Genomic DNA, 20800 nt, shown 5'->3' with positions numbered 1-20800 from the left:
GGCGAGAACGCGCAGACATCCGCACTCCGGCGTGTCATGTCCAACTGATTGTAAAATGGGGGTTACTGCGTCGGAAGAAGCTCAGCCACATAGGTGGCCAATGCCTGATCCTGCGACAGATCTGCCGCGGCAAAGCTTTCGGTGAGCTGGTCAGAGGACAGGGCGATATTCTTGACCACAGATCCGCTGGCCCCGGCCGGACCATAGGCCTGGCCGTTCACCGCAAAATAGATACCACCGGCATTCCCGGTGCGCAGCACAGGGGCGCTTTCCGTTTTCGGCAGGACATAATGCTCGCCTGCATCCATCACTTTTTCGAAAATCACCGACCCGCTGGCCGATTGAATACGCACCCAGCTTGGGCGCACGGCAACCAGCGCAACCTCGGGCGCGTCGGCGCCGAACACCTGCACGCCGGTCGGCAGGTCTGCGCTTGCCTCACCCGCAACGGCGGAAATCACATTCTGCGCCAGATCCGCAGCCTCAGACTGCGGGGCCACGGGGGGGGCGGATTGCGCCAGCTGAACGCCTGCCAAAACCCCCACATTGCGCGGGTTGAGCGTGGAAATCGGTGCATCGCGCTGCGTCATCACGGGCACGTCAAGCGCCTGCGGACGGTAAAGCCGGTCCAGTGCTTCGGCGGATGGCGGGGCCATGATGGTTCCCGCATCGGCCAATTCAGGCCCATCTTCGAAAACAGGCAATTCGGCCAGAACCCCGGGCGATTGTTCCACTGGGGCAAAGTCAACCCGTTGAATTTCCTGCAAAACAGACCAGCCGGCAAAGCCCAGCACACCAACCAGTGCAGCCAGGGCAAAAACAGATCCGACCGCACCGGGTTCGATCCGGGCAAAGACACTTTCGGTTTGAGGAACCCAAGTGGCATTGGGGTTGGCAAACGGTTCACCACTGTGTTTCGGGACGTTCGAGACACGCGCGGTTTGCTTGCTGGAGGCGGCTTCGGAAAGACCATGTGCGGTGGCAAAGCCGCTTTCTTCGCAGAACCGGGAAAACGCCCATTCCGGGTCCAGACCGAGGTAGCGCGCGTAGGAACGCACATAGCCTGCGACGAACCCCTGAGTATCAAAGGCAGAGGCGTCGGCGTTTTCGATTGCGGCGATATAGGTGGCTTTGATCTTGAGCTCGCGCTGCACATCAAGCAGAGATTTGCCAAGCGTGGCGCGTTCTCCACGCATCACATCCCCCAAACGCATTTCGAAGGAGTCGAACCCTGTGGGTTCGGCTTCCCCTTCAACGCGCGTAGATGCCCAACGCCCGATCATTCAACTGCTCCTGCTTAACCTCGCCTGTCCCTAGCGAAGGGGGGCGATTCGATACACCGCCACCTCTCACGGACAAGTTACCATATACTCAATACATTTACAGCAGGTTGCTTACCTATGCGGAAAGCTCGGCGCGATTCAGCTCACAACGCGACCAAAGGCTGTCCATGGCGTTGACCAGCCCGTCCATCTCACCCGGACCGTGGACCGGTGACGGGGTAAACCGCAGACGTTCGGTGCCACGCGGCACGGTGGGGAAGTTGATGGGCTGCACGTAAATACCGAACTCTTCCAGCAACATATCAGACAGTTGCTTGGTATGAACCGGATTGCCAACAATCACCGGAACGATGTGCGACCCGTGGTCGATAATCGGCATGCCCAGCCCCTTGAGGCGGGTTTTCAGGATCCTGGCCTGGGTCTGGTGCTGCTCGCGCAGGGATTGATCTTCCTTGAGATGGGCAACCGACGCCGCAGCGGCAGCGGCCACAGCAGGCGGGATCGATGTCGAGAAGATGAAGCCCGGCGCATAAGAGCGCACAGCGTCGACCATTTTTGCTGATGCAGCGATATAGCCACCCATCACGCCATAGGCCTTGGCCAGAGTGCCATTGATGATATCCAGCCGCCCCATCAGCCCGTCGCGCTCGGCAATCCCTGCCCCACGCGGGCCATACATGCCCACGGCATGCACTTCGTCAATATAGGTCAGCGCGCCGAACTCATCCGCCAGATCGCAGATCTCTTCAATCGGGCCAAAATCCCCGTCCATCGAATAGATCGATTCAAAGGCAATCAGCTTGGGGGCTGCCGGATCATCTGCTTCCAGCAGTTCGCGCAGATGGGCCACGTCGTTATGGCGGAAGATACGCTTGGCCCCGCCATTGCGGCGCACACCTTCAATCATCGAGGCGTGGTTCAGCGCATCGGAATAAATGATCAGGCCGGGGAACAGTTTCGGCAGGGTCGAAAGCGTCGCGTCATTGGCGATATAGGCTGATGTGAACACCAGCGCGGCCTCTTTGCGGTGCAGGTCCGCCAGTTCGGCTTCCAGGCGTTTGTGATACACGGTGGTGCCCGAGATATTGCGGGTGCCGCCGGACCCGGCACCGGTGGCCTCGATGGCCTCATGCATGGCTGCCAGGACCTTGGGGTGCTGCCCCATGCCCAGATAGTCATTGCCACACCAGACCGTCACGGGCTTTTCGGTCCCATCCGGTTTTTGCCAGGTTGCATGGGGGAAATGGCCCTTGTGACGCTCAATCTCGATAAAGGTGCGATAGCGGCCTTCTTCGTGCAGGCGTTCAATAGCTTCATCGAGCTTTACGTTATAGTCCATGTTCCCCTCCGTCCCCTCCTGCGAGGGCCTGATCCGGTTGCGTGACGCGTTCATAGCATATTGCTAATGGAAAAACACATTCATCATCTTGATCTATGTTAGTCCCTCCGGCCCTGCCCCCCTCACATTTGGGTGATCATTGACTGGAGATATGTTCGCGCTTTTGCCCTTTAAAAAACCTTCACATGCTATTTACATTGATCTGGCGCAAATGAAACCGGCTGAAACGCCGCAGCCGCGCCTGTTTGCGGCGTGGTTTTGTCTCTGATCGGAAACTTTTCTCCGCTGGACAGCAGACAGGGTGCTGATAGGCTCGCGCCAGAAACATGCGGCCCAGACGGCCCATTCCCGACATCAAGGAGCAACCAAATGACGCTTGAGCGCGTTCTAGAGCGAATCGATCAGGACCTTCCCGCCTCTGTAGAGCGGTTGATGGAGCTTCTGCGCATTCAATCGATTTCCACCGACCCCGCCTTCAAAGAGCATTGTGACAAAGCCGCCGATTGGCTGGTCGATGATCTGAAATCCATCGGTTTCGACGCTGAAAAACGTGTCACCCCCGGCCATCCGATGGTTGTGGGCCATGGCGGTTCAGGGGATCGTCACCTGCTGTTTTACGGCCATTACGATGTGCAGCCGGTCGACCCGCTGGACAAATGGGACCACGATCCGTTTGCCCCCTTTGTCGAAGACACCCCTAATGGCAAAATCATCCGTGCCCGTGGCGCCTCGGATGACAAGGGCCAGCTGATGACCTTTATCGAAGCCTGCCGCGCCTGGAAAGCGGAGCATGGCGCATTGCCGGCGAAACTGACCATCTTCTTTGAAGGTGAGGAAGAAAGCGGTTCCCCCTCTCTGGTGCCCTTCATGGAACAGAACCGGGACGAGCTGACCGCAGATATTGCGCTGATCTGTGACACGTCCATGGTCAGCCCCGGCGTGCCGTCGATTGCAAGCCAGCTGCGTGGCATGCTGAAAGACGAGTTCACCCTGATTGGTCCCAAGCTTGACCTGCATTCCGGCCATTACGGCGGCCCCGGTCTGAACCCGCTTCGCGAAATGTCACGCATCATCGCCAGCTTTTATAATGAAGACACCGGGGCGGTTGCTGTGGACGGTTTCTATGAAGGCGTCACCGACACCCCGAGCCAACAGCTCGCGGCCTGGGAAAGTTGCGGTTTTGACGAGAAGGACTATCTCGACAATGCCGGTTACACGATGAGCCACGGCGAGAAAGATCGCAGCTGCCTCGAGCAGCAATGGGCACGGCCCACACTGGAAATCAACGGGATCTGGGGCGGCTATAATGGCGCCGGGTCGAAAACCGTAATCCCGTCCGAGGCCCATTGCAAACTGACCTGCCGCCTTGTGGGCGACATGGACCCCGACAGGTTGCGCGAGCGTATCCGTGCCCATGTCGAAGCGCAGCTGAAGCCTGACATGAAGGTGATCTGGGACAATGATCTGGAAGGATCGCGCGCGCCCGTGATGGACATCACCCGCCCGGAGTTTTCTGCAGCTCAGAAAGGTCTTTCGGCGGAATGGGACCGCGAAGCTGTGTTCACCGGCATGGGCGGCTCCATCCCGATCGCGGGCTTCTTCAAATCCGTTCTCGGCATGGAATCAATGCTAGTGGGCTTTGCCAATGACGATGACAAGATCCACTCGCCCAATGAAAAATATGACATGAAGAGCTTTCACAAGGGCATTCGATCCTGGGCAAGGATCCTGGCGGAACTCGCCTGAGCAACATCGTGACAGCGAAAAGGGCCCCAAGGGGCCCTTTTTTGACTTACGCTTGTTTGACTTACGCTTGTCGACCTGATCGCATGCGGATCACCTTGATACCCAGAACCAGCCAAGGGGCGCCATGCATGAAAAGATCAAAGATATCAATTGGCTTCACCAGATCTCCTGCCACCAGCATCACCATTTTTTCCCACACATGCGGCGGGGCAAATGGTGCAAGCCCGATGGTCAGGCAAAAGATCAAAACAGTGCCGAACGGTATGTCATCAATCAATTTCATCAGTGTGTGTCTCGGGCCTGAGTAAGGGAGCGGTCACCCACCAGCTTAGATGTGTCGTCCAACGCATACCATGCGGTGCGAAGACGCGGCCATTCACACCGAACAGACCGGTTTCGACCGTGTGGCATCTTGCGAAGAAGGGGGAAAATGGCGCGGTTGACGGGGCTCGAACCCGCGACCCCCGGCGTGACAGGCCGGTACTCTAACCAACTGAGCTACAACCGCGCGTGAGGGGGTATTTAGGCCGAGTGCGATGGGGCGTCAATGAGAAAATGTGCAAAAGGGCGAAAGTTTTCGCTCTTTTCTCCAATGTGCCCAAAAGAGGTTTCCATGCGGGATCCCAACCTGCGAAAACCAAAAAGCCCCGCCGGATGGCGGGGCTTTTTCGGGTCACTTCGAAGGCAGCAGTGGCGCGGTTGACGGGGCTCGAACCCGCGACCCCCGGCGTGACAGGCCGGTACTCTAACCAACTGAGCTACAACCGCTTGCTGCCAGTCTTGCGACTGTTTGGGCGTTCTAATCCGGGGGGTCGGAACGGTCAAGCGGCAATTTGCCTTTTTTGTCATTTTTCCAAACGAACATGTCCAAGCTCTTGAGAAAGATGAAAAATCACCCCCTGCCCGCCCGGCAGGCCAAGCATTTCCCCGACATTCATCCCCAACCAGCGCGCCCGCAGCACGCGTGACAGAATCCCATGGGTGAAAATGACGGACGGGCCGCGAAGATCTTTCAAAAACGCCTCCGCCCGACATTCAAGCTCCTGCAGGGTTTCACCGCCAGGGGACAGAAAGTGCCATGAGACCGGATCCTCTTCTGCAAGCTGCGCGAGCTCAGGCCACTCCTGGCGAATCTCCGGCAGGGTTTTTCCTTCCCACCGACCAAAGGCCACCTCACACAAGCGCGCATCCTCACAGGCTTCGGGCAAGGGTTGCGACACCTCCCCCAGGGCCAGAGCAGCGGTTGCGCGTGATCGCCCCTGTGGGCTGGTGAAATAGGAAAACTCCTGAGGATGCGGCAATTTCTCTGCCAACAGGCGCCCCATTGCGACAGCCTGCCCGCGCCCATGCGGGGTCAGAGGGCTGTCCAGCCGCCCCTGATGACGCCCGGCAAGGTTCCATTCGGTCTGACCGTGGCGAATGACATAGATTTCTGGATAGTGAGACATGATCCTCCCCTGCCGCCAACCTAAAGCGTTTCGACTTTAACCCGAGGCAGGGAAAAGTCGAAACACTGTCAGAGGAGCCAATGCCGAGGCCGTTCGCACCCCATGTCTTGCGCGTTGTTTCGTAACTTGCGCCCGTCAACTGAAGTGGTCCCAGAAAACAGGACAGCGGGCTCAGGTGTATCCCGCACCTTTGAAGAGACACGAGAATGGCGAAGCCCCGGAAGTTTACAGACCATTTGAAGGCCAGGATCACGTTGGAAGCGCTGCGTGCGACAAGACGATCCAGGAGATCGCGGCGAAGCATCAGGTGCATCCGAACCGGGTCAGCACATGGGAGGGTCAGACTGTGGAAGGCCTGGTCGATGTTTTCGCACGTGGCGCAAGCCGGAAGGGCCGACAGAAACAGAGATCAAGGACGGCTTCCAGGCTCGAAGGATCGAAGGATCGAAGGATCGAAGGATCGTCAAAAACTGGATGACATTCTACAACCTCGAGCGGCCCCATTCCGCGCTTGATCAGCGAACGCCGGGCGAACCCTACCGGGCGGGCTTGGAAGAGCAAAAAGCAGCATGAAACCTAAACCCGATACACCTTGGGAAAGCTACAAAACTGTCCGAAAAGGTGGGACCACTTCAGTAGTGTGGGTGGTCCACGGCATTTGGGGTGCCGATTGTGTTGCCCACACTATCATAGCGCGTAATCCGGGTACCATTTCCATCGTCATAAATGGTAAAAAACCGCGATCATCCAACCCGTTTCCAAACTTGAAATGCGCGCGCCTGCGGTGCAAGAGCGTTCTTTCAAATCGATGGGAAGCGGAATGGTGGGTCGTGAGAGGCTCGAACTCCCGACATCTTCGGTGTAAACGAAGCGCTCTACCAACTGAGCTAACGACCCGTTCCGTGGGTGGTGATTTAAAGTGAGGCGAGAGAGAGCGCAAGAGGAAATTTCGGTTTTCCTCAAAAAAATATTTCTCACCTCACCCAGGCTAACCCACTGAAGTTTCGCAAATATTTTGCAAAGCCCAACCATACTGACGGGGAAACTGGTCCCGCGTCATATCATCCAGCGCGCATGGTGGAAAATGGTGGGTGATAAGAGATTTGAACTCCTGACATCTTCGATGTGAACGAAGCGCTCTACCACTGAGCTAATCACCCAACGAGGGGCTATTTACCGTCACTCGGCTGCAGGCGCAAGAGGGTCAATGTCAGAATTTTCATCCTTTTTACGGCGCAGCTTGCAGATCAGAACATCCGCCTTCCCGACATCTTTGCTGCGCTTGACCTGCATTTTTCCAAGCCCCGGCAGCTTCAGTTCTTCACTGTTTGAAAGTGCCAGCCCCAGTTCCTCAAGCACCGCTTCGGTCACCGCACGCACCTGATTGGGGCGCAGCTCAGCACGTTTTGCCACCCGGCGCACCAGTTCTTTCTTATTGACCCCATTCGCCACAATGGACCGTGTGACACCGGACACCTGTGTGGGTTTGGTTGCCGCAGGGGCATCTACAGCTGCGCTGCGCGTCGAGGTGGCTACCTTTTTCACCGCAGCGTCCAGAGCGGGGTCAGGTGCAACAACCGGGCTTGCAGGTTTTGGGCTTGTCTTCGATGTCTTTGTCACCTTCGTCACCTTTGCAGCGGGTGCCTTGGTGGTGCGGGTGGTTTTTTTCGACTTTGTCGCCATTGTTCTGCTCGGCTCATGATTGTTTCTGATTGGGAATAAGTTAGTGCAAAAACATTAACAAATCCAGTTCCAAGCATTTTTAGAGCAAAAATTAAAGTGGCGCGCCCAAACCGGGCGCGCCACTGAAAAGGTGTCACATGCACATAAAGCGGATGGGCGCCTGCCCTTCGAGATCAATGCGCGGTCTGGCTGGTGCTGCCCGGTTTGCTGGCAAGCGCGGCCGCGGCCTCTTCCGCGGCTTCATCCCATTCCACCGGTTCCGGTGTCCGGGTCAAAGCCAGTTTAAGAACATCCGACACGTGGTTTACCGGGATAATTTCCAGACCATCCTTCACGCTGTCCGGCAAATCCGGCAGGTCCTTTTCGTTCTCCTCGGGGATCAGAACCGTCTTGATCCCACCACGCAGCGCCGCCAGCAGCTTTTCTTTCAAACCACCAATGGCCAGCGCATTGCCGCGCAGACTGACCTCTCCGGTCATGGCAATGTCCTTGCGCACCGGAATGCCGGTCAGCACCGAGACAATTGACGTGACCATGGCGAGACCCGCCGAAGGACCATCCTTTGGCGTGGCCCCATCGGGCACGTGCACGTGGATGTCCCATTTTTCAAATTGCGGCGGTTTCACCCCGATTTCGGGGGCGATGGAACGCACATAGGACGAGGCCGCATCAATCGACTCTTTCATCACGTCGCCCAGTTTCCCGGTGGTTTTCATCCGACCTTTGCCCGGCAGACGCAGGGCTTCGATCGACAGAAGGTCGCCACCGACCGAGGTATAAGCCAGTCCGGTCACGACGCCGACCTGATCTTCCTTCTCGGCCAGACCATAGCGATGGCGCCGCACCCCAAGCAGGTCAGACAATGCCTCCGGGGTCACATCCACCGCTTCAACCTCACGCTTCACGATTTTGGTGACCGCCTTACGGGCCAGTTTGCCAATCTCGCGCTTCAGGTTCCGAACGCCCGCCTCTCGGGTGTAATAGCGGATCACATCGGTCAGAGCATCATCGGTCAGCGAGAACTCTTTCGCCTTCAGCCCATGATCCTTGATCTGCTGCGGCACCAGATGCTGGCGTGCAATCTCAAGCTTTTCTTCCTCGGTATAGCCCGACAGCGGGATGATCTCCATCCGGTCCAGAAGCGGGCCCGGCATGTTGTAGCTGTTGGCCGTGGTCAGGAACATCACATCCGACAGGTCATATTCGACCTCAAGATAGTGATCGACAAAGGTCGAGTTCTGTTCCGGATCCAGCACTTCCAGCATCGCCGACGCCGGATCACCCCGGAAATCCTGCCCCATCTTGTCGATTTCATCGAGCAAGATCAGCGGGTTGGTGGTTTTCGCCTTTTTCAGCGCCTGGATAATCTTGCCCGGCATGGACCCGATATAGGTCCGGCGGTGACCGCGAATTTCGCTTTCATCCCGCACGCCGCCCAGCGAGATGCGAATGAACTCGCGCCCCGTGGCCTTGGCAACCGATTTGCCAAGCGAGGTTTTCCCCACACCCGGCGGGCCAACAAGGCACATGATCGGGCCTTTCAGCTTTTTCGAACGTTGCTGCACGGCCAGATATTCGACAATGCGTTCCTTGACCTTCTCCAGCCCATAGTGGTCCTTATCCAGAACCTTCTGAGCGTTGTTCAGGTCTTTTTTCACGCGGGACCTTTTGCCCCACGGCAGACCCAGCATCCAGTCGAGATAGTTGCGCACCACAGTGGCTTCGGCCGACATGGGAGACATGTTCTTGAGCTTTTTCAGCTCGGCATCCGCCTTTTCGCGGGCTTCTTTCGAGAGCTTGGTCTCGGCGATTTTCTCTTCGAGTTCCGTCAGTTCGTTCTGACCTTCATCCCCATCACCCAGCTCCTTCTGAATGGCCTTCATCTGCTCATTCAGGTAATATTCACGCTGGGTGCGCTCCATCTGCGATTTCACGCGGGTCTTGATTTTCTTCTCAACCTGCAGGACGGACATTTCCCCCTGCATCAGCCCCATGACCTTTTCCAGCCGCTCGGACACGGTGAAGGTTTCAAGCAGGTCCTGTTTCTGTTCCACATCCACGCCAAGATGACCCGCCACGAGGTCAGCCAGCTTGTCAGGTGTGCGCGTCTCAGCCACGGCGGCCAGCGCCTCTTCGGGGATGTTTTTCTTGATCTTGGCGTAGCGTTCGAAATCTTCGCCCACCGAGCGCAGCAAGGCTTCAAGCTCGTCGGGATCTCCCGGACGTTCTTCGATCAGCTCTGCCTCGGCTTCGAAATAATTGTCATTGTCGAGGAAGTCGGTGATCTTCACCCGTGCCTGCCCTTCGACCAGCACTTTCACGGTGCCGTCGGGCAGCTTCAGAAGCTGCAACACATTGGCGAGCACCCCTACGGAATAGATGCCCTCGACCTCCGGCTCATCCACCGCGGGGTCGATCTGGCTCGACAGCAGGATCTGCTTGTCATCCGCCATCACCTCTTCCAGCGCGCGCACCGATTTCTCGCGCCCGACGAAAAGCGGCACGATCATATGCGGGAACACGACAATGTCGCGCAGCGGCAGCACCGGATAGGATTGGTTCAGTTGCTCGGTCATGGATAATCCTTGTTTTTGGCAAGGAGATCAGGCCCCGTAAGCGGCAGCCGCGATCCCCTCCTGTTCGCGTATATCACTTGGGCATTCAGCAACCCGGTTTCAAGCGCAGCAACCCTGGACTGGCCCTGGACTGGCCCTTACATCCAGCCCCTACGCGCTATCCCAAACCATGCCTGTGCCGGGCGGAAGGTGCAAGGGGCCAATCCCGGTGAGAGGGCGGAAAACCACATGGTTGTGAGGGAACGCAAACGCCCGTCCGGTTTTCAACCCGACGGGATCGCGTTGCCCTCGCGCATCGCCTGGGGGTTTAACCACGTTTTTTTCACAAACGCGCCGCAATATGGTGATTCTCCTGCTTAAAATATCTTCCGACATGAATTCGGAGATTTCAGGATGCTCAAATTTCTCAAGCGATCACCGCAGAAGACCGATCCTGCGCCAGCGAAACCTCCTTCCGCCCCGCAGATGCCCACCCCATTGCTGACTGCGGAAATGATGCACCGCCTTATCCGCAACCTCGCACGTGAGGGCCATTTTCAGGGCAGCTTTGCCATTTTCCCGGACTATCTCGTTGAAAAAACAGGGGACGATCAGGAAAACGTGACCCATGCCAGCTTTCTGGCTGGTGGTCACCTTGCTCCGACAAGGGTGGCCATCTCTTTTGCGGGAATCACCGGGCCGCACCTTGCCAGCCTCGCAATCGACGTGGTGATGGATGATCTGTTTGAACTGACCCCGAAATGGCACAACAGCGATAAGGGCACGGTTTCAACCCGCCTGCCCTTTGGTCCGCCGGGGCATTGGATGCTGATCGACTGTGTCACCGAACCGGTTGATCCCTGGAGCACCGGGCAGGTATGTGACGGGTCCACCCTTCGGATCTCGCTGGTCGAAGAAGGGTGAGCCGTCCCGGCCCTGCTTCCCCCCGGACCTGCTTACAACGGCGCGATATCCCCCTGGGCCCGCTGCGCGTGGAACTCGGCCTCCCAGGCGTCGAACCGCCCTTCGGAAATCGCATCACGCATCCCCTGCATGATCTCCTGGAAGTAATGCAGGTTATGCCAGGTCAGTAACATGCCCGAGATCATCTCGTTCGAGCGGAACACATGATGCAGATAGGCGCGCGAATAATTGCGGCAGGCCGGGCATGTGCAGCTCTCATCCACCGGGCGCGGATCATCTGCATGGCGGGCATTCTTGATGTTCAGAACGCCATGGCGGGTCCAGACCTGTCCGGTGCGCCCTGATCGCGAGGGCAGCACGCAATCCATCATGTCCACACCACGCTTCACCGCCCCGACAATGTCGTCCGGCTTGCCAACCCCCATCAGGTAGCGCGGCTTGTCTTCGGGCAGGAACCCCGGCGCAAACTCAAGGCAGTCAAACATTGCCTCCTGCCCCTCACCCACTGCGAGACCACCAATTGCGTAGCCATCAAAGCCGATATCAATCAGCGCCTTGGCCGATTCCTCACGAAAGTCCTTTTCAAGCCCGCCCTGCATGATGCCAAAAAGCGCATGTCCCGGACGGTCACCAAAGGCCTCGCGCGACCGCTCCGCCCAGCGCATCGACAGGCGCATGCTTTCGGCAATGCGTTTGCGATCCGCAGGCAATGCGGGGCATTCGTCGAAACACATGACAATGTCAGATCCCAACAGGCGCTGGATCTCCATCGAGCGTTCCGGGGTCAGCTCATGCTTGGAGCCGTCGATATGCGAGCGGAAGGTCACGCCCTTTTCCGTCAGCTTGCGCAGGGACGAGAGGCTCATCACCTGGAACCCGCCGCTGTCGGTCAGGATCGGCTTCGACCAGTTCATGAATTTGTGCAGCCCGCCCAGCGCGTGAATACGTTCCGCTGTGGGGCGCAACATCAGGTGATAGGTGTTGCCCAGCAGGATATCCGCCCCGGTCGCCGCCACGCTTTCCGGCATCATCGCCTTCACGGTGGCCGCGGTGCCCACGGGCATGAAGGCAGGCGTGCGGATCTCTCCGCGCGGGGTAGAGATCACCCCGGTGCGGGCGCGCCCATCGGTGGCTTTGAGGGTATAGCTGAATGTGGTCGTATCCTGTGTCATATCCCCCGAATGTCGCAATTGTCGGAAAATGCCAAGGGGGGAATCGCGCCTGAGGACGGTTCTCCGCCCGGTTTGGCACGGTTCCCGAGCGTTTTTGGCGGGTTTGATCTGTATCATGGGCAATTTCGGCCCCCTGCGGCATTGGTCCTCTGGACCTCGGAGCATGTAATCCTTATATGTTCGCTCAGGAATAAAACGGGACTTTCCAGATGACCATGGAATCGCAAGACCAGCTCGAAGGTGAGCCACTGATCAAACCCTCCTCAACCGAGCATCCGCTGTATGATGATGTGGTAGAGGCCTGCCGCACGGTGTTCGACCCGGAGATCCCGGTCAACATCTATGATCTTGGTCTGATCTATACGATCGAGATCAACGCGCAGAACGAGGTGGATATCATCATGACCCTCACCGCGCCGGGCTGCCCGGTGGCGGGCGACATGCCGGGTTGGATCATCGAAGCGATTGAACCGGTGGCAGGTGTGAAGCAGGTCAATGTGGACCTGACATGGGAGCCGCCCTGGGGCATGGAGATGATGTCGGACGAGGCGCGTCTGGAGCTTGGCTTCATGTAAGCCCCCCCAAGTGAGAGATTTGAAAGGCAGGCCCAGCGCCTGCCTTTTTTGTTGCGCCCCTTCAAGCTAGAAAGCTTGATATTCATCATTTCAAGTCAAATAACTTGATTTTTTCAATTTCAAGCTATATGACTTGATACATGACCTTAAAACGAGAACAACGCGTCACTGTCCTGAGTGGGGATTTGATTGCCTCCACACAACATCAGCGCGACCACACGGAAAAAGCTCTGCGCGACCTTGACCAGCGCGCAAATCGCGTTGCCGGGTGGCAGGGGCAATCCTTCGCCTATTTCTCACGCTTTCGCGGCGACGGATGGCAAATTGTTCTCTATGCGCCAGAGCACGCATTGCGCGCGACCCTTTACCTGCACGCTTATCTTCGAATTTTCAAAATACTGCCTGCCACACGGATCTCCATTGGCCTTGGACAGATGGACCCCTGGGACGGGGGCGATCTGTCCACCGCATCCGGCAGCGCATTTGAAGCTTCGGGGCGAGGATTGGACAATATGCCAAAATCCCGCCGCTTCATGATTTCCGGCGACGGCGTCACCCCCCTGCATCACGCGATTATCGCAATGGTCGAAGATCAGGCTTTTGGATGGAGCCCAGAACAGGCAGAAGCCATTTCCCGCTATCTCCTGCCCAATCGGCCAACACTAAAAGACATCGCACAAGACATCGAGATTTCGACCCAGGCCGTTCATGCCCGGATCAGCGGGGCACATGGACAAACCCTGAGACAGACCGTTGAACTCTGGGAAGAGTACGAAAGGAACCACCATGCTTGAGACCTTCCTGGCCCTTCTCATCGCCCATCTGCTCGCCGACTTCGTGTTTCAGACCAACGCGATGGTGCGCGAGAAGCGGCGGCTGGATGTGTTTGCCTCACATATCGCGGTGGTCGGAGCGGCCAGCCTGTTTGCGCTGGGGGGCGATTGGCGGCCAGCGCTGGTGATCACCGTGGCCCATGCAATCATTGATGCGCTCAAAACCTATGCCCTGCCGGCTCGGCAGGCCGCACGGCTTTGGGCCTTTCTTACGGATCAGATCGCGCATTTGGCCACGATCTCTTGGGTGGCGCTTCTCTGGCCGCTTTCCTTCGTGCATGGGATCTGGGGCTTTGCCACGCCCCAGATGGCGGGGCCAACCATCCTGATCGCAGGCTTTCTGATTGCCACCTTCATGGGCGGGCCGATTGTGGGTGGTCTCATGCAACGCTTCCCGCAAAGCTTTGCCATTCAGGGATTGAAAAATGCAGGGCGCATGATTGGCCTGCTTGAGCGTATCTTCGTCTTTTTCCTGATCCTGTTTGACAGCCCGATCGGCATCGGCTTCCTGCTCACCGCAAAATCGGTTCTGCGCTTTGACACCACCCGCAAGGGGCAACGGGCCTCTGAGTATGTGATTATCGGCACGCTGGCCTCATTTGGATGGGCGATGGGGGTGGCTTTCCTCACAAAAGAGGCATTGGCGCTTCTCACCCCTTGAGACATTCCGAATAACACCCTAAATTTGTCAGGCTCACCAGATTGGGCACAAAGGAGCACAACATGTTCGGCATCCCCGGCAAACAGGCCCTGACCATGACGGATCGGGCCGCTAAGCAGATCTCCAAACTGATGGAGAAAGAAGGCCATACCGGTCTGCGCATCGGCCTGAAAAAGGGTGGCTGTGCGGGGATGGAATACACGATGGACTATGTGGATCAGGCCGATCCCCATGATGAGGTGGTCGAACATAACGGTGCGCGTATCCTCATTGCCCCCACCGCACAGATGTTCCTGTTCGGCACCGAGATCGACTATGAAACCGGTCTTCTGGAAAGCGGCTTCAAGTTCAACAACCCCAATGTGGACGAGGCCTGTGGCTGCGGGGAATCGGTGACGTTCAAAAGCGTCGAAGAATTAACCGAAGCCTTCCCCAACGGGGTGCCGAAGCTGGGATAGCTCCGGCCAGGTTTGCTCACCAGAATATCAGCCGGGTCCGGGGCATCAGCGCCCCGTCACCAGACTTCACCCCACCAGATCTTCGCGCCGGAAGGCCGGGAACACGGGCAAAGACGGTTCTGAGACAATTGCCGGGTCTCCATCGCCCCTCCAAAGAGCGCAGACGACAGCCAGAACCAGCGCCCCCTCTTCGGTTGCAAGCTTATAGGCATCAGACACGGCACCGCCGGTGGTAATCACATCTTCAATGAACGTGACCTTCCGGCCGCCAACATCCTGCCCCTCAATGGCTTTGCAGGTGCCATATGACTTTGCCTCTTTGCGGATAAATGCAGCGGGCAATCCGGTTTCCAGCGAGATGGCTGTTACCAATGGCACGCCCCCCAGCTCCAACCCGGCAACAATCTCGGTCCCGGCGGGCAACAAGCTGGCCATTTCCTTTGCCAGAGGCCTGAGTATCTCGGGCTTTCCCTCAAATCTGTATTTATCAAAATACTGCTGAGACACCTGCCCGGAGCGCAAAACAAACTCTCCTGTCAACGATGAGGCATCAAAAATCTGTTTTGCGAGTTCAGATCTGGAGGTTTCTGCAGACATAGCTTTCCTTTACATAAACTTGAGGCATGTCCAGTTTTGTCGGATCACAGCAACAACTGGAAACGCCCATCACCCTTATATGATGCGCGGCATTTCCACATCACGCTATTTCAAATGAACATGGTGCACGCCTCTGGTCAGCGGGCAGATGCCAGCACGCCAATATCATCTTCCTGCCAAACCAAGCAACCTGTGTCCAAAATTGGTGGTTCGGGGGACCAGCCCCTTGACGCCCCCTGCCCCAGCCCCGAAAACGGGGCAAACAGTTTTGGAGGATCCGCGATGCGGCGTAAATTGGCAGCAGGTAATTGGAAGATGAACGGGCTGGGAAGCAACCTGGCGGAATTGGAAAAGCTGTCGGCGCATCATGCCGCCCCCTCCTGCGAGGTGCTGATCTGCCCTCCCGCCACGCTGATCTCTCGCGCCCGTGACACGGCGGGCAGCCAGATTGCCATTGGCGGTCAGGATTGTCATGCGGCCACCTCCGGCGCGCATACCGGTGACGTCTCTGCCGAGATGCTGAAAGACGCGGGCGCCAGCCATGTGATCCTTGGCCATTACGAGCGTCGAGAGCACCACAACGAAAGTGACACGGATGTGCGCAAGAAGGCCTCTGCGGCGATTGCAGCGGGCCTCAAGGTTGTGATCTGTGTCGGCGAAAGCCTCGACGAACGCGAAGCAAACAACACGCTCGATATCATTGGTGGCCAGCTGGCGGGGTCGATCCCTGATGAGGTGACCGGCGAAAACCTCATCGTGGCCTATGAAGCGATCTGGGCGATTGGCACCGGCAAAGTGCCGACGCTGGACCAGATCGGCGAAGTGCATGATTTCATTCGCTCCCGCCTGGAACGGCGCTTTGGCGAGGGCGTTGGCCGTTCGGCCCGTCTGCTCTATGGCGGTTCCGTCAAGCCGGACAACGCGGGTGAGATTTTTGCCGTTTCGAATGTGGATGGTGCGCTGGTCGGCGGGGCCAGCCTGAAGGCCGATGATTTCTCGGCAATCATATCTGCCCTGGAAAACGCCTGAAGCATCATGGAGTGAGGGGCTGCGGCCCCTCTTTTCTTTTGCCTGCCAGGAAAAGACTTGCTGTCCCCGGAGCGCCACCTGCCCGGACCGCCAACTGAAGACCCACAACAGAACAGGCGAAACGACTGATACAGGGAAACGGAAGCTCGACATGAACCACGACGATCTGGTCACCTGGTCCACAAAAGCCGCCGAATGGGCGCGCGACTACCATCAGGGGCTGCGCGCACGCCCGGTGCGTCCGGACATCACGCCCGGCGCTTTTCTGGCACAAATCAACGCACCGGTGCCGGAAACCCCCGAGCCAATCGAAACGATTTTTGACGATTTCACCCGGTTGGTGCCGGATGCGATGACCCATTGGCAGCACCCGCGCTTTTTCGCCTATTTCCCAGCTAATGCTGCCCCCGCCTCACTGCTGGCAGAACAACTGGCCAATGCCATGGCCTGTCAGGCGATGCTCTGGCAGACAGCCCCGGCCGCAAATGAGATGGAGGAGCTGGTGATCCGCTGGCTGCGCGATGGCATGGGCCTGCCTGAGGATTTCACCGGCACAATTCACGACAGCGCCACCACCGCCACCTTTTGCGCCGTCACCACGATGCGTGAACTTGCCCTTGGTCATGAGGGCGTAAGCAAAGGGCTGGCCGGTGGCCCGACCCTGCGCATCTATGCCAGCGCCCAGACCCATTCGAGCGTCGACAAGGCGGTGCGCCTGTGCGGCATCGGGCAGGATAACCTTGTCAAGGTGCCCACCCTGCCCGACCATGCCACCTGGTCGATGGACCCGGTGGCGCTTGATGCGCTTATTCGCGCCGACCGTGACGCGGGCCGAAAACCGGCAGGCGTCGTGCTTTGTGTCGGGGGCACCTCGATCGGGGCCTGCGACCTGGTGGGCGACTGTATCAAGGTCGCGCATGCCCATGGCCTCACCGTGCATGTGGATGCGGCCTGGGCGGGATCTGCGATGATCTGCGAAGAATTCCGCACGCTTTGGGCAGGGATCGACGCCGCCGACAGCATTGTCTTCAACCCGCATAAATGGCTGGGCGCGCAATTCGATTGCGCAATCCAGTTTCTGCGGGACCCCGCCCCCCAGATCGGGGCAATGGGGCTGAGACCCGATTACCTGAAAACGCAGGGAACGGATGAGGTCGTGAATTACAATGAATGGACCCTGCCGCTGGGCCGCCGCTTCCGCGCCCTGAAGATCTGGTTCCTGTTGCGCGCCGAGGGCCTGACGGGCCTGCGCAGCCGCATTCGCAACCACGTCACCTGGGCAAGAGAAGCCGCGGAGGCCATCGCCAAACTGGACGGGTTCGAGATCACCACCCCGCCGATCCTCTCTTTGTTCACCTTCCAATATCAAGACGACGCCAAAACCGCAGCCCTTCTGGAGCGGGTGAATCGCGACGGGCGCATCTATCTGACCCAGACAAATCATGAGGGGAAATTTGTCATTCGTGTGCAGGTCGGCCAGTTCGATTGCCTGCGAGAGGATGTGATGATGGTGCCGAAAGTGCTCTCGGAACTTGCAATCGACCTCTAAGGCAAGGAAATCTTTACATGTTCATGAAACCCTGATGATCAGAACAGGTCATCAGGCGCAGGCGGGACTGTTTCCGGCATCCTGACAATGAGTTGATCGGGTTTGCCCACAAATCGCCTCGATTTTGCGCTAACATGAAAGGACCGGTCCCAAGGCGATAGGCCTTCATGTCCGACATTGCACAGAAAGTCACATCCAGAAGGATCCCGAACTCATGGCATTGAACCGTGCGTCAGGCACGGATCACGGACATTACAGGTCACGTCGCCCTGCACGAGATTGGTTGTGGGCGTGTTGCCGAGCAGTTTTTTGCAAACCCTTCGACACCCCGCATGAGCAGCGTTTAAGCAAGGGGTAGCGATATGGAGTTTGGAGAAGAATTCACATTTCAGGAATATGTCGCCGATGGTGTCGTGCACGGGCTGGGTGTGATTGCCGCCCTTGCTGGCGCCACCGGGTTGATCATCTGGGCGGCCCATGCCGGGCCAATGGGGCATTTGCCGCTGGTGGCCATCTACGCAGCCGGATTGCTGGCCACGTTCCTGCTTTCAGCCGCCTATAACATGACCCTTCACCGCGAAGCCCGCGCCGTGCTGCGCCGCTTTGATCACGCAGCGATCTTCTTGATGATCGCCTGCTCCTACACCCCGCTTGCACTGATTGGCATTGGCGGCACCAACGGGGTGGCACTGATGCTGGCGGTCTGGACCATCGCCGTGATCGGCATCACCCTGAAACTGTTCTTTTTTGGCCGGTTTGAACGGTTTACCTTTCAACTCATGCTGATGCAGGGCTGGCTTGCCGTTCTGGCCATAGGTCCGTTGATTGCTTCTTTCAGTCTTGGCGTCCTGATCCTGCTGGTCGGCGGCGGCGTGCTGTTCACATTGGGCACGCTGTTTCACCTGCGCGATCACCTGCCTTTCAACCGCGCCATCTGGCACGGGCATGTCCTGATCGCCGCCGGGATGCATTATGTGGCCATGTTCATGATCTTGCGGGGTTAATCGTTACATTCCGTCGTGACAGCGTCCAATTGCGACATGCGATTATGACGCAAACGGAAAAGAATCACGTTCTGCACTCGTTTCTTATTGGAAACAGGGAGGACGAAATGGACAGCTTTAACTGGCTCATTTCCATAGTGGTAAGGACCATTGGCGCCGAACGGGGCCGGGCCGCACGTGGGCGACCGGGCGGCAGCTGAGCACGGGCCGCGATTTGCCCCGTGGCTTTGGCATTCCACACCAAAATACACTCTCTGAAAAATGGACCTTGATATGAGTTCACCTTCTGCCCGCCGTTCCGGCGGTCGCGCAGCCCGTAAGGCTTTGCGCGCAGCCCCCCTGACCGATGCGATCCGCCCCGTGCGTCCCGGAATGGAGGGCGGCACCTATCAACCGCTTTCCGATGCGGATGTCCTGCGCATCCACAACGCCGCCCTTGAGGCGCTGGAGACAATCGGCCTTGCCGATGCCCCCCCCAGCGGCATTGAATACATGACCAAAGCGGGGGCCATCCTGGGCGAAGACGGGCGGCTGCGCTTTCCGCGTGCATTGGTGGAAGACAGCCTGGCCATGGCGGCAAAACAGATCACCCTGCATGGGCGCGACCCAAAACGTGATCTGGATCTGGGCGGCAACCGCGTCCATTACGGCACTGCAGGCGCTGCGGTCAGCATGGTGGATGCGCAGGGCCGCAACTACCGCGACAGCACCGTACAGGACCTGCATGACGCGGCCCGTATCGCGGATCGTCTGGACAATATCCACTTCCTACAACGCCCCATGGTCTGCCGTGACATCGCTGACAATTGCGAGATGGACCTGAATTCAATCTACGCCTGCGTGACCGGCACCACCAAACATATCGGCGTCTCTTTCACCGAACCGGATTTCGTAAAACCGGCCATGGAGTTGCTGCATATGATGGCGGGCGGCGAAGAGAAATGGCGCGAGCGGCCCTTCGTGTCCAACTCCAACTGCTTTGTGGTGCCACCCATGAAATTTGCCACCGAAAGCTGTCAGGTGATGGAAGAGGTGATCAAGGCCGGCATGCCGGTGCTGCTGCTGTCGGCGGGCATGGCAGGCGCCACCGCCCCCTCCACCGTGGCAGGTGCCATTGTGCAGGCCACGGCCGAATGCCTCGCTGGCCTGGTCTATGTCAATGCCATCAAGCCCGGCCACCCGGCCATCATGGGCACCTGGCCCTTCGGTCTGGACCTGCGCACCGGCGCCATGTCGGTGGGATCAGGAGAGCAGGCCCTGCTGACCTCTGGATGTGCACAGATGCACCACTTTTACGGTCTGCCCGGCGGAGCAGCCGCTGGGGCGTCAGACGCGAAACTGCCGGACATGCAGGCCGGCTGGGAACAGATGTGTTCCAATGTCACCGCCGGGCTGGCCGGTGTGAACATGGTCTATGAGGCGGCTGGCATGCACGCCTCATTGCTGGGATTTTGCCATGAAAGCCTGATCCTTGGCGATGACCTGATTGGACAGGCCCAGCGCGTGGTGCGCGGGATCGAAGTGACGGATGAGACGCTTGCACTGGACCAGATCGCCTCGGTCTGCCTTGAGGGGCCGGGTCATTACCTTGGCACCCCACAGACCCTCAGCCGGATGCAGGCGGATTATGTCTATCCGACATATGGGGATCGGACCTCGCCCAAGGAATGGGCAGAGAATGACAAACCAGACCTGATCGCCAAAGCGACCGAACGCAAGGAGGCCATTCTGGCGGAGCCGTCGCAGGCTGCCTTGGATCCCATGCTGGATGCGGAGATCCGGGCCACGTTCAATATTCACCTGAAAGGGTGACCTGAAGCGCGCGGGAACACTCCCGCGCCTTTACGACCTGCCGGTCGACAGCCTTGGGCAGGGCCTCGCTTCGCTCGGGTCAGGGGCTTTGCCCCTCACCTCTGCGCGGCTCACCCCAAGGTATTTGAGGCA

General features: G+C 58.2%; 19 protein-coding genes, 4 tRNA genes and 1 pseudogene. 11 read left to right on the top strand and 13 right to left on the bottom strand.

Translation table 11 applies throughout. The features are described 5' to 3' along the window. Window positions 1-62: 62 nt before the first annotated feature. The 3 genes and pseudogenes from K3J57_RS04835 to hemA all read right to left on the bottom strand — a co-directional run bounded on the left by K3J57_RS04835 (window position 63) and on the right by hemA (window position 2622). A complete protein-coding gene (locus K3J57_RS04835; RefSeq protein WP_375542834.1) occupies window positions 63-1058 on the bottom strand; it encodes a DUF4115 domain-containing protein in 996 nt (331 codons plus the stop codon). A gap of 21 nt (window positions 1059-1079) precedes the next feature. Next, window positions 1080-1196 (bottom strand): annotated as a pseudogene (locus K3J57_RS16085) (helix-turn-helix domain-containing protein); the annotation flags it as partial. Window positions 1197-1398: 202 nt separating this feature from the next. Further along, on the bottom strand, window positions 1399-2622 hold the full coding sequence (hemA, locus tag K3J57_RS04830; RefSeq protein ID WP_055191374.1) for a 5-aminolevulinate synthase: 1224 nt from the start codon (window positions 2620-2622) through the stop codon (window positions 1399-1401). A gap of 369 nt (window positions 2623-2991) precedes the next feature. Between hemA and K3J57_RS04825 the strand changes: the two genes are divergently transcribed. After that, entirely contained in the window at window positions 2992-4368 is a 1377-nt protein-coding gene (locus K3J57_RS04825; protein ID WP_259797322.1) for a M20/M25/M40 family metallo-hydrolase, read from the top strand. Window positions 4369-4429: 61 nt separating this feature from the next. Here the strand turns inward: K3J57_RS04825 and K3J57_RS04820 are convergent, their stop codons facing one another. The 4 genes from K3J57_RS04820 to K3J57_RS04805 form a co-directional block, all read right to left on the bottom strand. Then, on the bottom strand, window positions 4430-4651 hold the full coding sequence (locus tag K3J57_RS04820; protein ID WP_259794266.1) for an RND transporter: 222 nt from the start codon (window positions 4649-4651) through the stop codon (window positions 4430-4432). Between the two features lie 148 nt (window positions 4652-4799). Further along, a tRNA-Asp gene (locus K3J57_RS04815) sits at window positions 4800-4876 on the bottom strand. Between the two features lie 183 nt (window positions 4877-5059). Beyond that, window positions 5060-5136 (bottom strand) — tRNA-Asp (locus tag K3J57_RS04810). A gap of 77 nt (window positions 5137-5213) precedes the next feature. Continuing rightward, on the bottom strand, window positions 5214-5816 hold the full coding sequence (locus K3J57_RS04805) for a histidine phosphatase family protein (protein WP_259794265.1): 603 nt from the start codon (window positions 5814-5816) through the stop codon (window positions 5214-5216). Window positions 5817-6146: 330 nt separating this feature from the next. Here K3J57_RS04805 and K3J57_RS16080 point away from each other — a divergent pair, with 330 nt between their 5' ends. After that, a complete protein-coding gene (locus K3J57_RS16080; protein WP_375542833.1) occupies window positions 6147-6389 on the top strand; it encodes an integrase core domain-containing protein in 243 nt (80 codons plus the stop codon). 248 nt (window positions 6390-6637) lie between these two features. On the opposite strand, the gene K3J57_RS04800 is transcribed toward K3J57_RS16080, so the two are convergent. The 4 genes from K3J57_RS04800 to lon form a co-directional block, all read right to left on the bottom strand. Next, window positions 6638-6713, bottom strand: a tRNA-Val gene (locus tag K3J57_RS04800). Window positions 6714-6901: 188 nt separating this feature from the next. After that, window positions 6902-6976 (bottom strand) — tRNA-Val (locus K3J57_RS04795). 19 nt (window positions 6977-6995) lie between these two features. Further along, complete coding sequence (locus K3J57_RS04790; protein WP_259794264.1) at window positions 6996-7436, bottom strand: HU family DNA-binding protein; 441 nt, start codon at window positions 7434-7436, stop codon at window positions 6996-6998. Window positions 7437-7672: 236 nt separating this feature from the next. Next, entirely contained in the window at window positions 7673-10075 is a 2403-nt protein-coding gene (lon, locus tag K3J57_RS04785; protein ID WP_259797320.1) for an endopeptidase La, read from the bottom strand. Between the two features lie 465 nt (window positions 10076-10540). Here lon and K3J57_RS04780 point away from each other — a divergent pair, with 465 nt between their 5' ends. After that, on the top strand, window positions 10541-10978 hold the full coding sequence (locus K3J57_RS04780; protein WP_259794262.1) for a hypothetical protein: 438 nt from the start codon (window positions 10541-10543) through the stop codon (window positions 10976-10978). 32 nt (window positions 10979-11010) lie between these two features. Here K3J57_RS04780 and tgt read toward each other — a convergent pair whose 3' ends face one another. Further along, on the bottom strand, window positions 11011-12150 hold the full coding sequence (gene tgt, locus K3J57_RS04775) for a tRNA guanosine(34) transglycosylase Tgt (protein ID WP_259772561.1): 1140 nt from the start codon (window positions 12148-12150) through the stop codon (window positions 11011-11013). 209 nt (window positions 12151-12359) lie between these two features. On the opposite strand from tgt, the gene K3J57_RS04770 reads away from it, so the two are divergent. The 4 genes from K3J57_RS04770 (at window position 12360) to K3J57_RS04755 (ending at window position 14677) form a co-directional block, all read left to right on the top strand. Beyond that, on the top strand, window positions 12360-12725 hold the full coding sequence (locus K3J57_RS04770) for an SUF system Fe-S cluster assembly protein (RefSeq protein ID WP_055189145.1): 366 nt from the start codon (window positions 12360-12362) through the stop codon (window positions 12723-12725). Between the two features lie 140 nt (window positions 12726-12865). Further along, window positions 12866-13519, top strand: coding sequence for a hypothetical protein (locus tag K3J57_RS04765; protein WP_259797316.1), 654 nt, complete (start codon window positions 12866-12868; stop codon window positions 13517-13519). Further along, a complete protein-coding gene (locus K3J57_RS04760; protein ID WP_259794260.1) occupies window positions 13512-14219 on the top strand; it encodes a DUF3307 domain-containing protein in 708 nt (235 codons plus the stop codon). The genes K3J57_RS04765 and K3J57_RS04760 overlap by 8 nt, the downstream gene beginning before the upstream one ends. Before the next feature lie 62 nt (window positions 14220-14281). Further along, on the top strand, window positions 14282-14677 hold the full coding sequence (locus K3J57_RS04755) for a HesB/IscA family protein (RefSeq protein WP_173487323.1): 396 nt from the start codon (window positions 14282-14284) through the stop codon (window positions 14675-14677). Between the two features lie 66 nt (window positions 14678-14743). Here the strand turns inward: K3J57_RS04755 and pyrE are convergent, their stop codons facing one another. After that, entirely contained in the window at window positions 14744-15274 is a 531-nt protein-coding gene (gene pyrE, locus K3J57_RS04750) for an orotate phosphoribosyltransferase (RefSeq protein WP_259794259.1), read from the bottom strand. Window positions 15275-15556: 282 nt separating this feature from the next. Between pyrE and tpiA the strand changes: the two genes are divergently transcribed. The 4 genes from tpiA to K3J57_RS04730 all read left to right on the top strand — a co-directional run bounded on the left by tpiA (window position 15557) and on the right by K3J57_RS04730 (window position 20668). Then, on the top strand, window positions 15557-16303 hold the full coding sequence (gene tpiA, locus K3J57_RS04745; protein WP_259797314.1) for a triose-phosphate isomerase: 747 nt from the start codon (window positions 15557-15559) through the stop codon (window positions 16301-16303). Between the two features lie 151 nt (window positions 16304-16454). Next, window positions 16455-17852: a pyridoxal phosphate-dependent decarboxylase family protein gene (locus K3J57_RS04740; protein WP_259797313.1), complete on the top strand. Its 1398-nt coding sequence runs from the start codon at window positions 16455-16457 to the stop codon at window positions 17850-17852. 362 nt (window positions 17853-18214) lie between these two features. Continuing rightward, a complete protein-coding gene (gene trhA, locus K3J57_RS04735; protein ID WP_259772568.1) occupies window positions 18215-18856 on the top strand; it encodes a PAQR family membrane homeostasis protein TrhA in 642 nt (213 codons plus the stop codon). 273 nt (window positions 18857-19129) lie between these two features. Next, window positions 19130-20668, top strand: a complete 1539-nt coding sequence (locus tag K3J57_RS04730; protein ID WP_259777013.1) for a trimethylamine methyltransferase family protein — start codon at window positions 19130-19132, stop codon at window positions 20666-20668. Window positions 20669-20800 lie beyond the last annotated feature (132 nt).

This window comes from Aliiroseovarius crassostreae, assembly GCF_025137635.1.
GTDB lineage: Bacteria > Pseudomonadota > Alphaproteobacteria > Rhodobacterales > Rhodobacteraceae > Aliiroseovarius > Aliiroseovarius crassostreae.
Note: the sequence above shows the minus strand (reverse complement) of the source record. Positions and strands in the feature narration are given on the sequence as shown.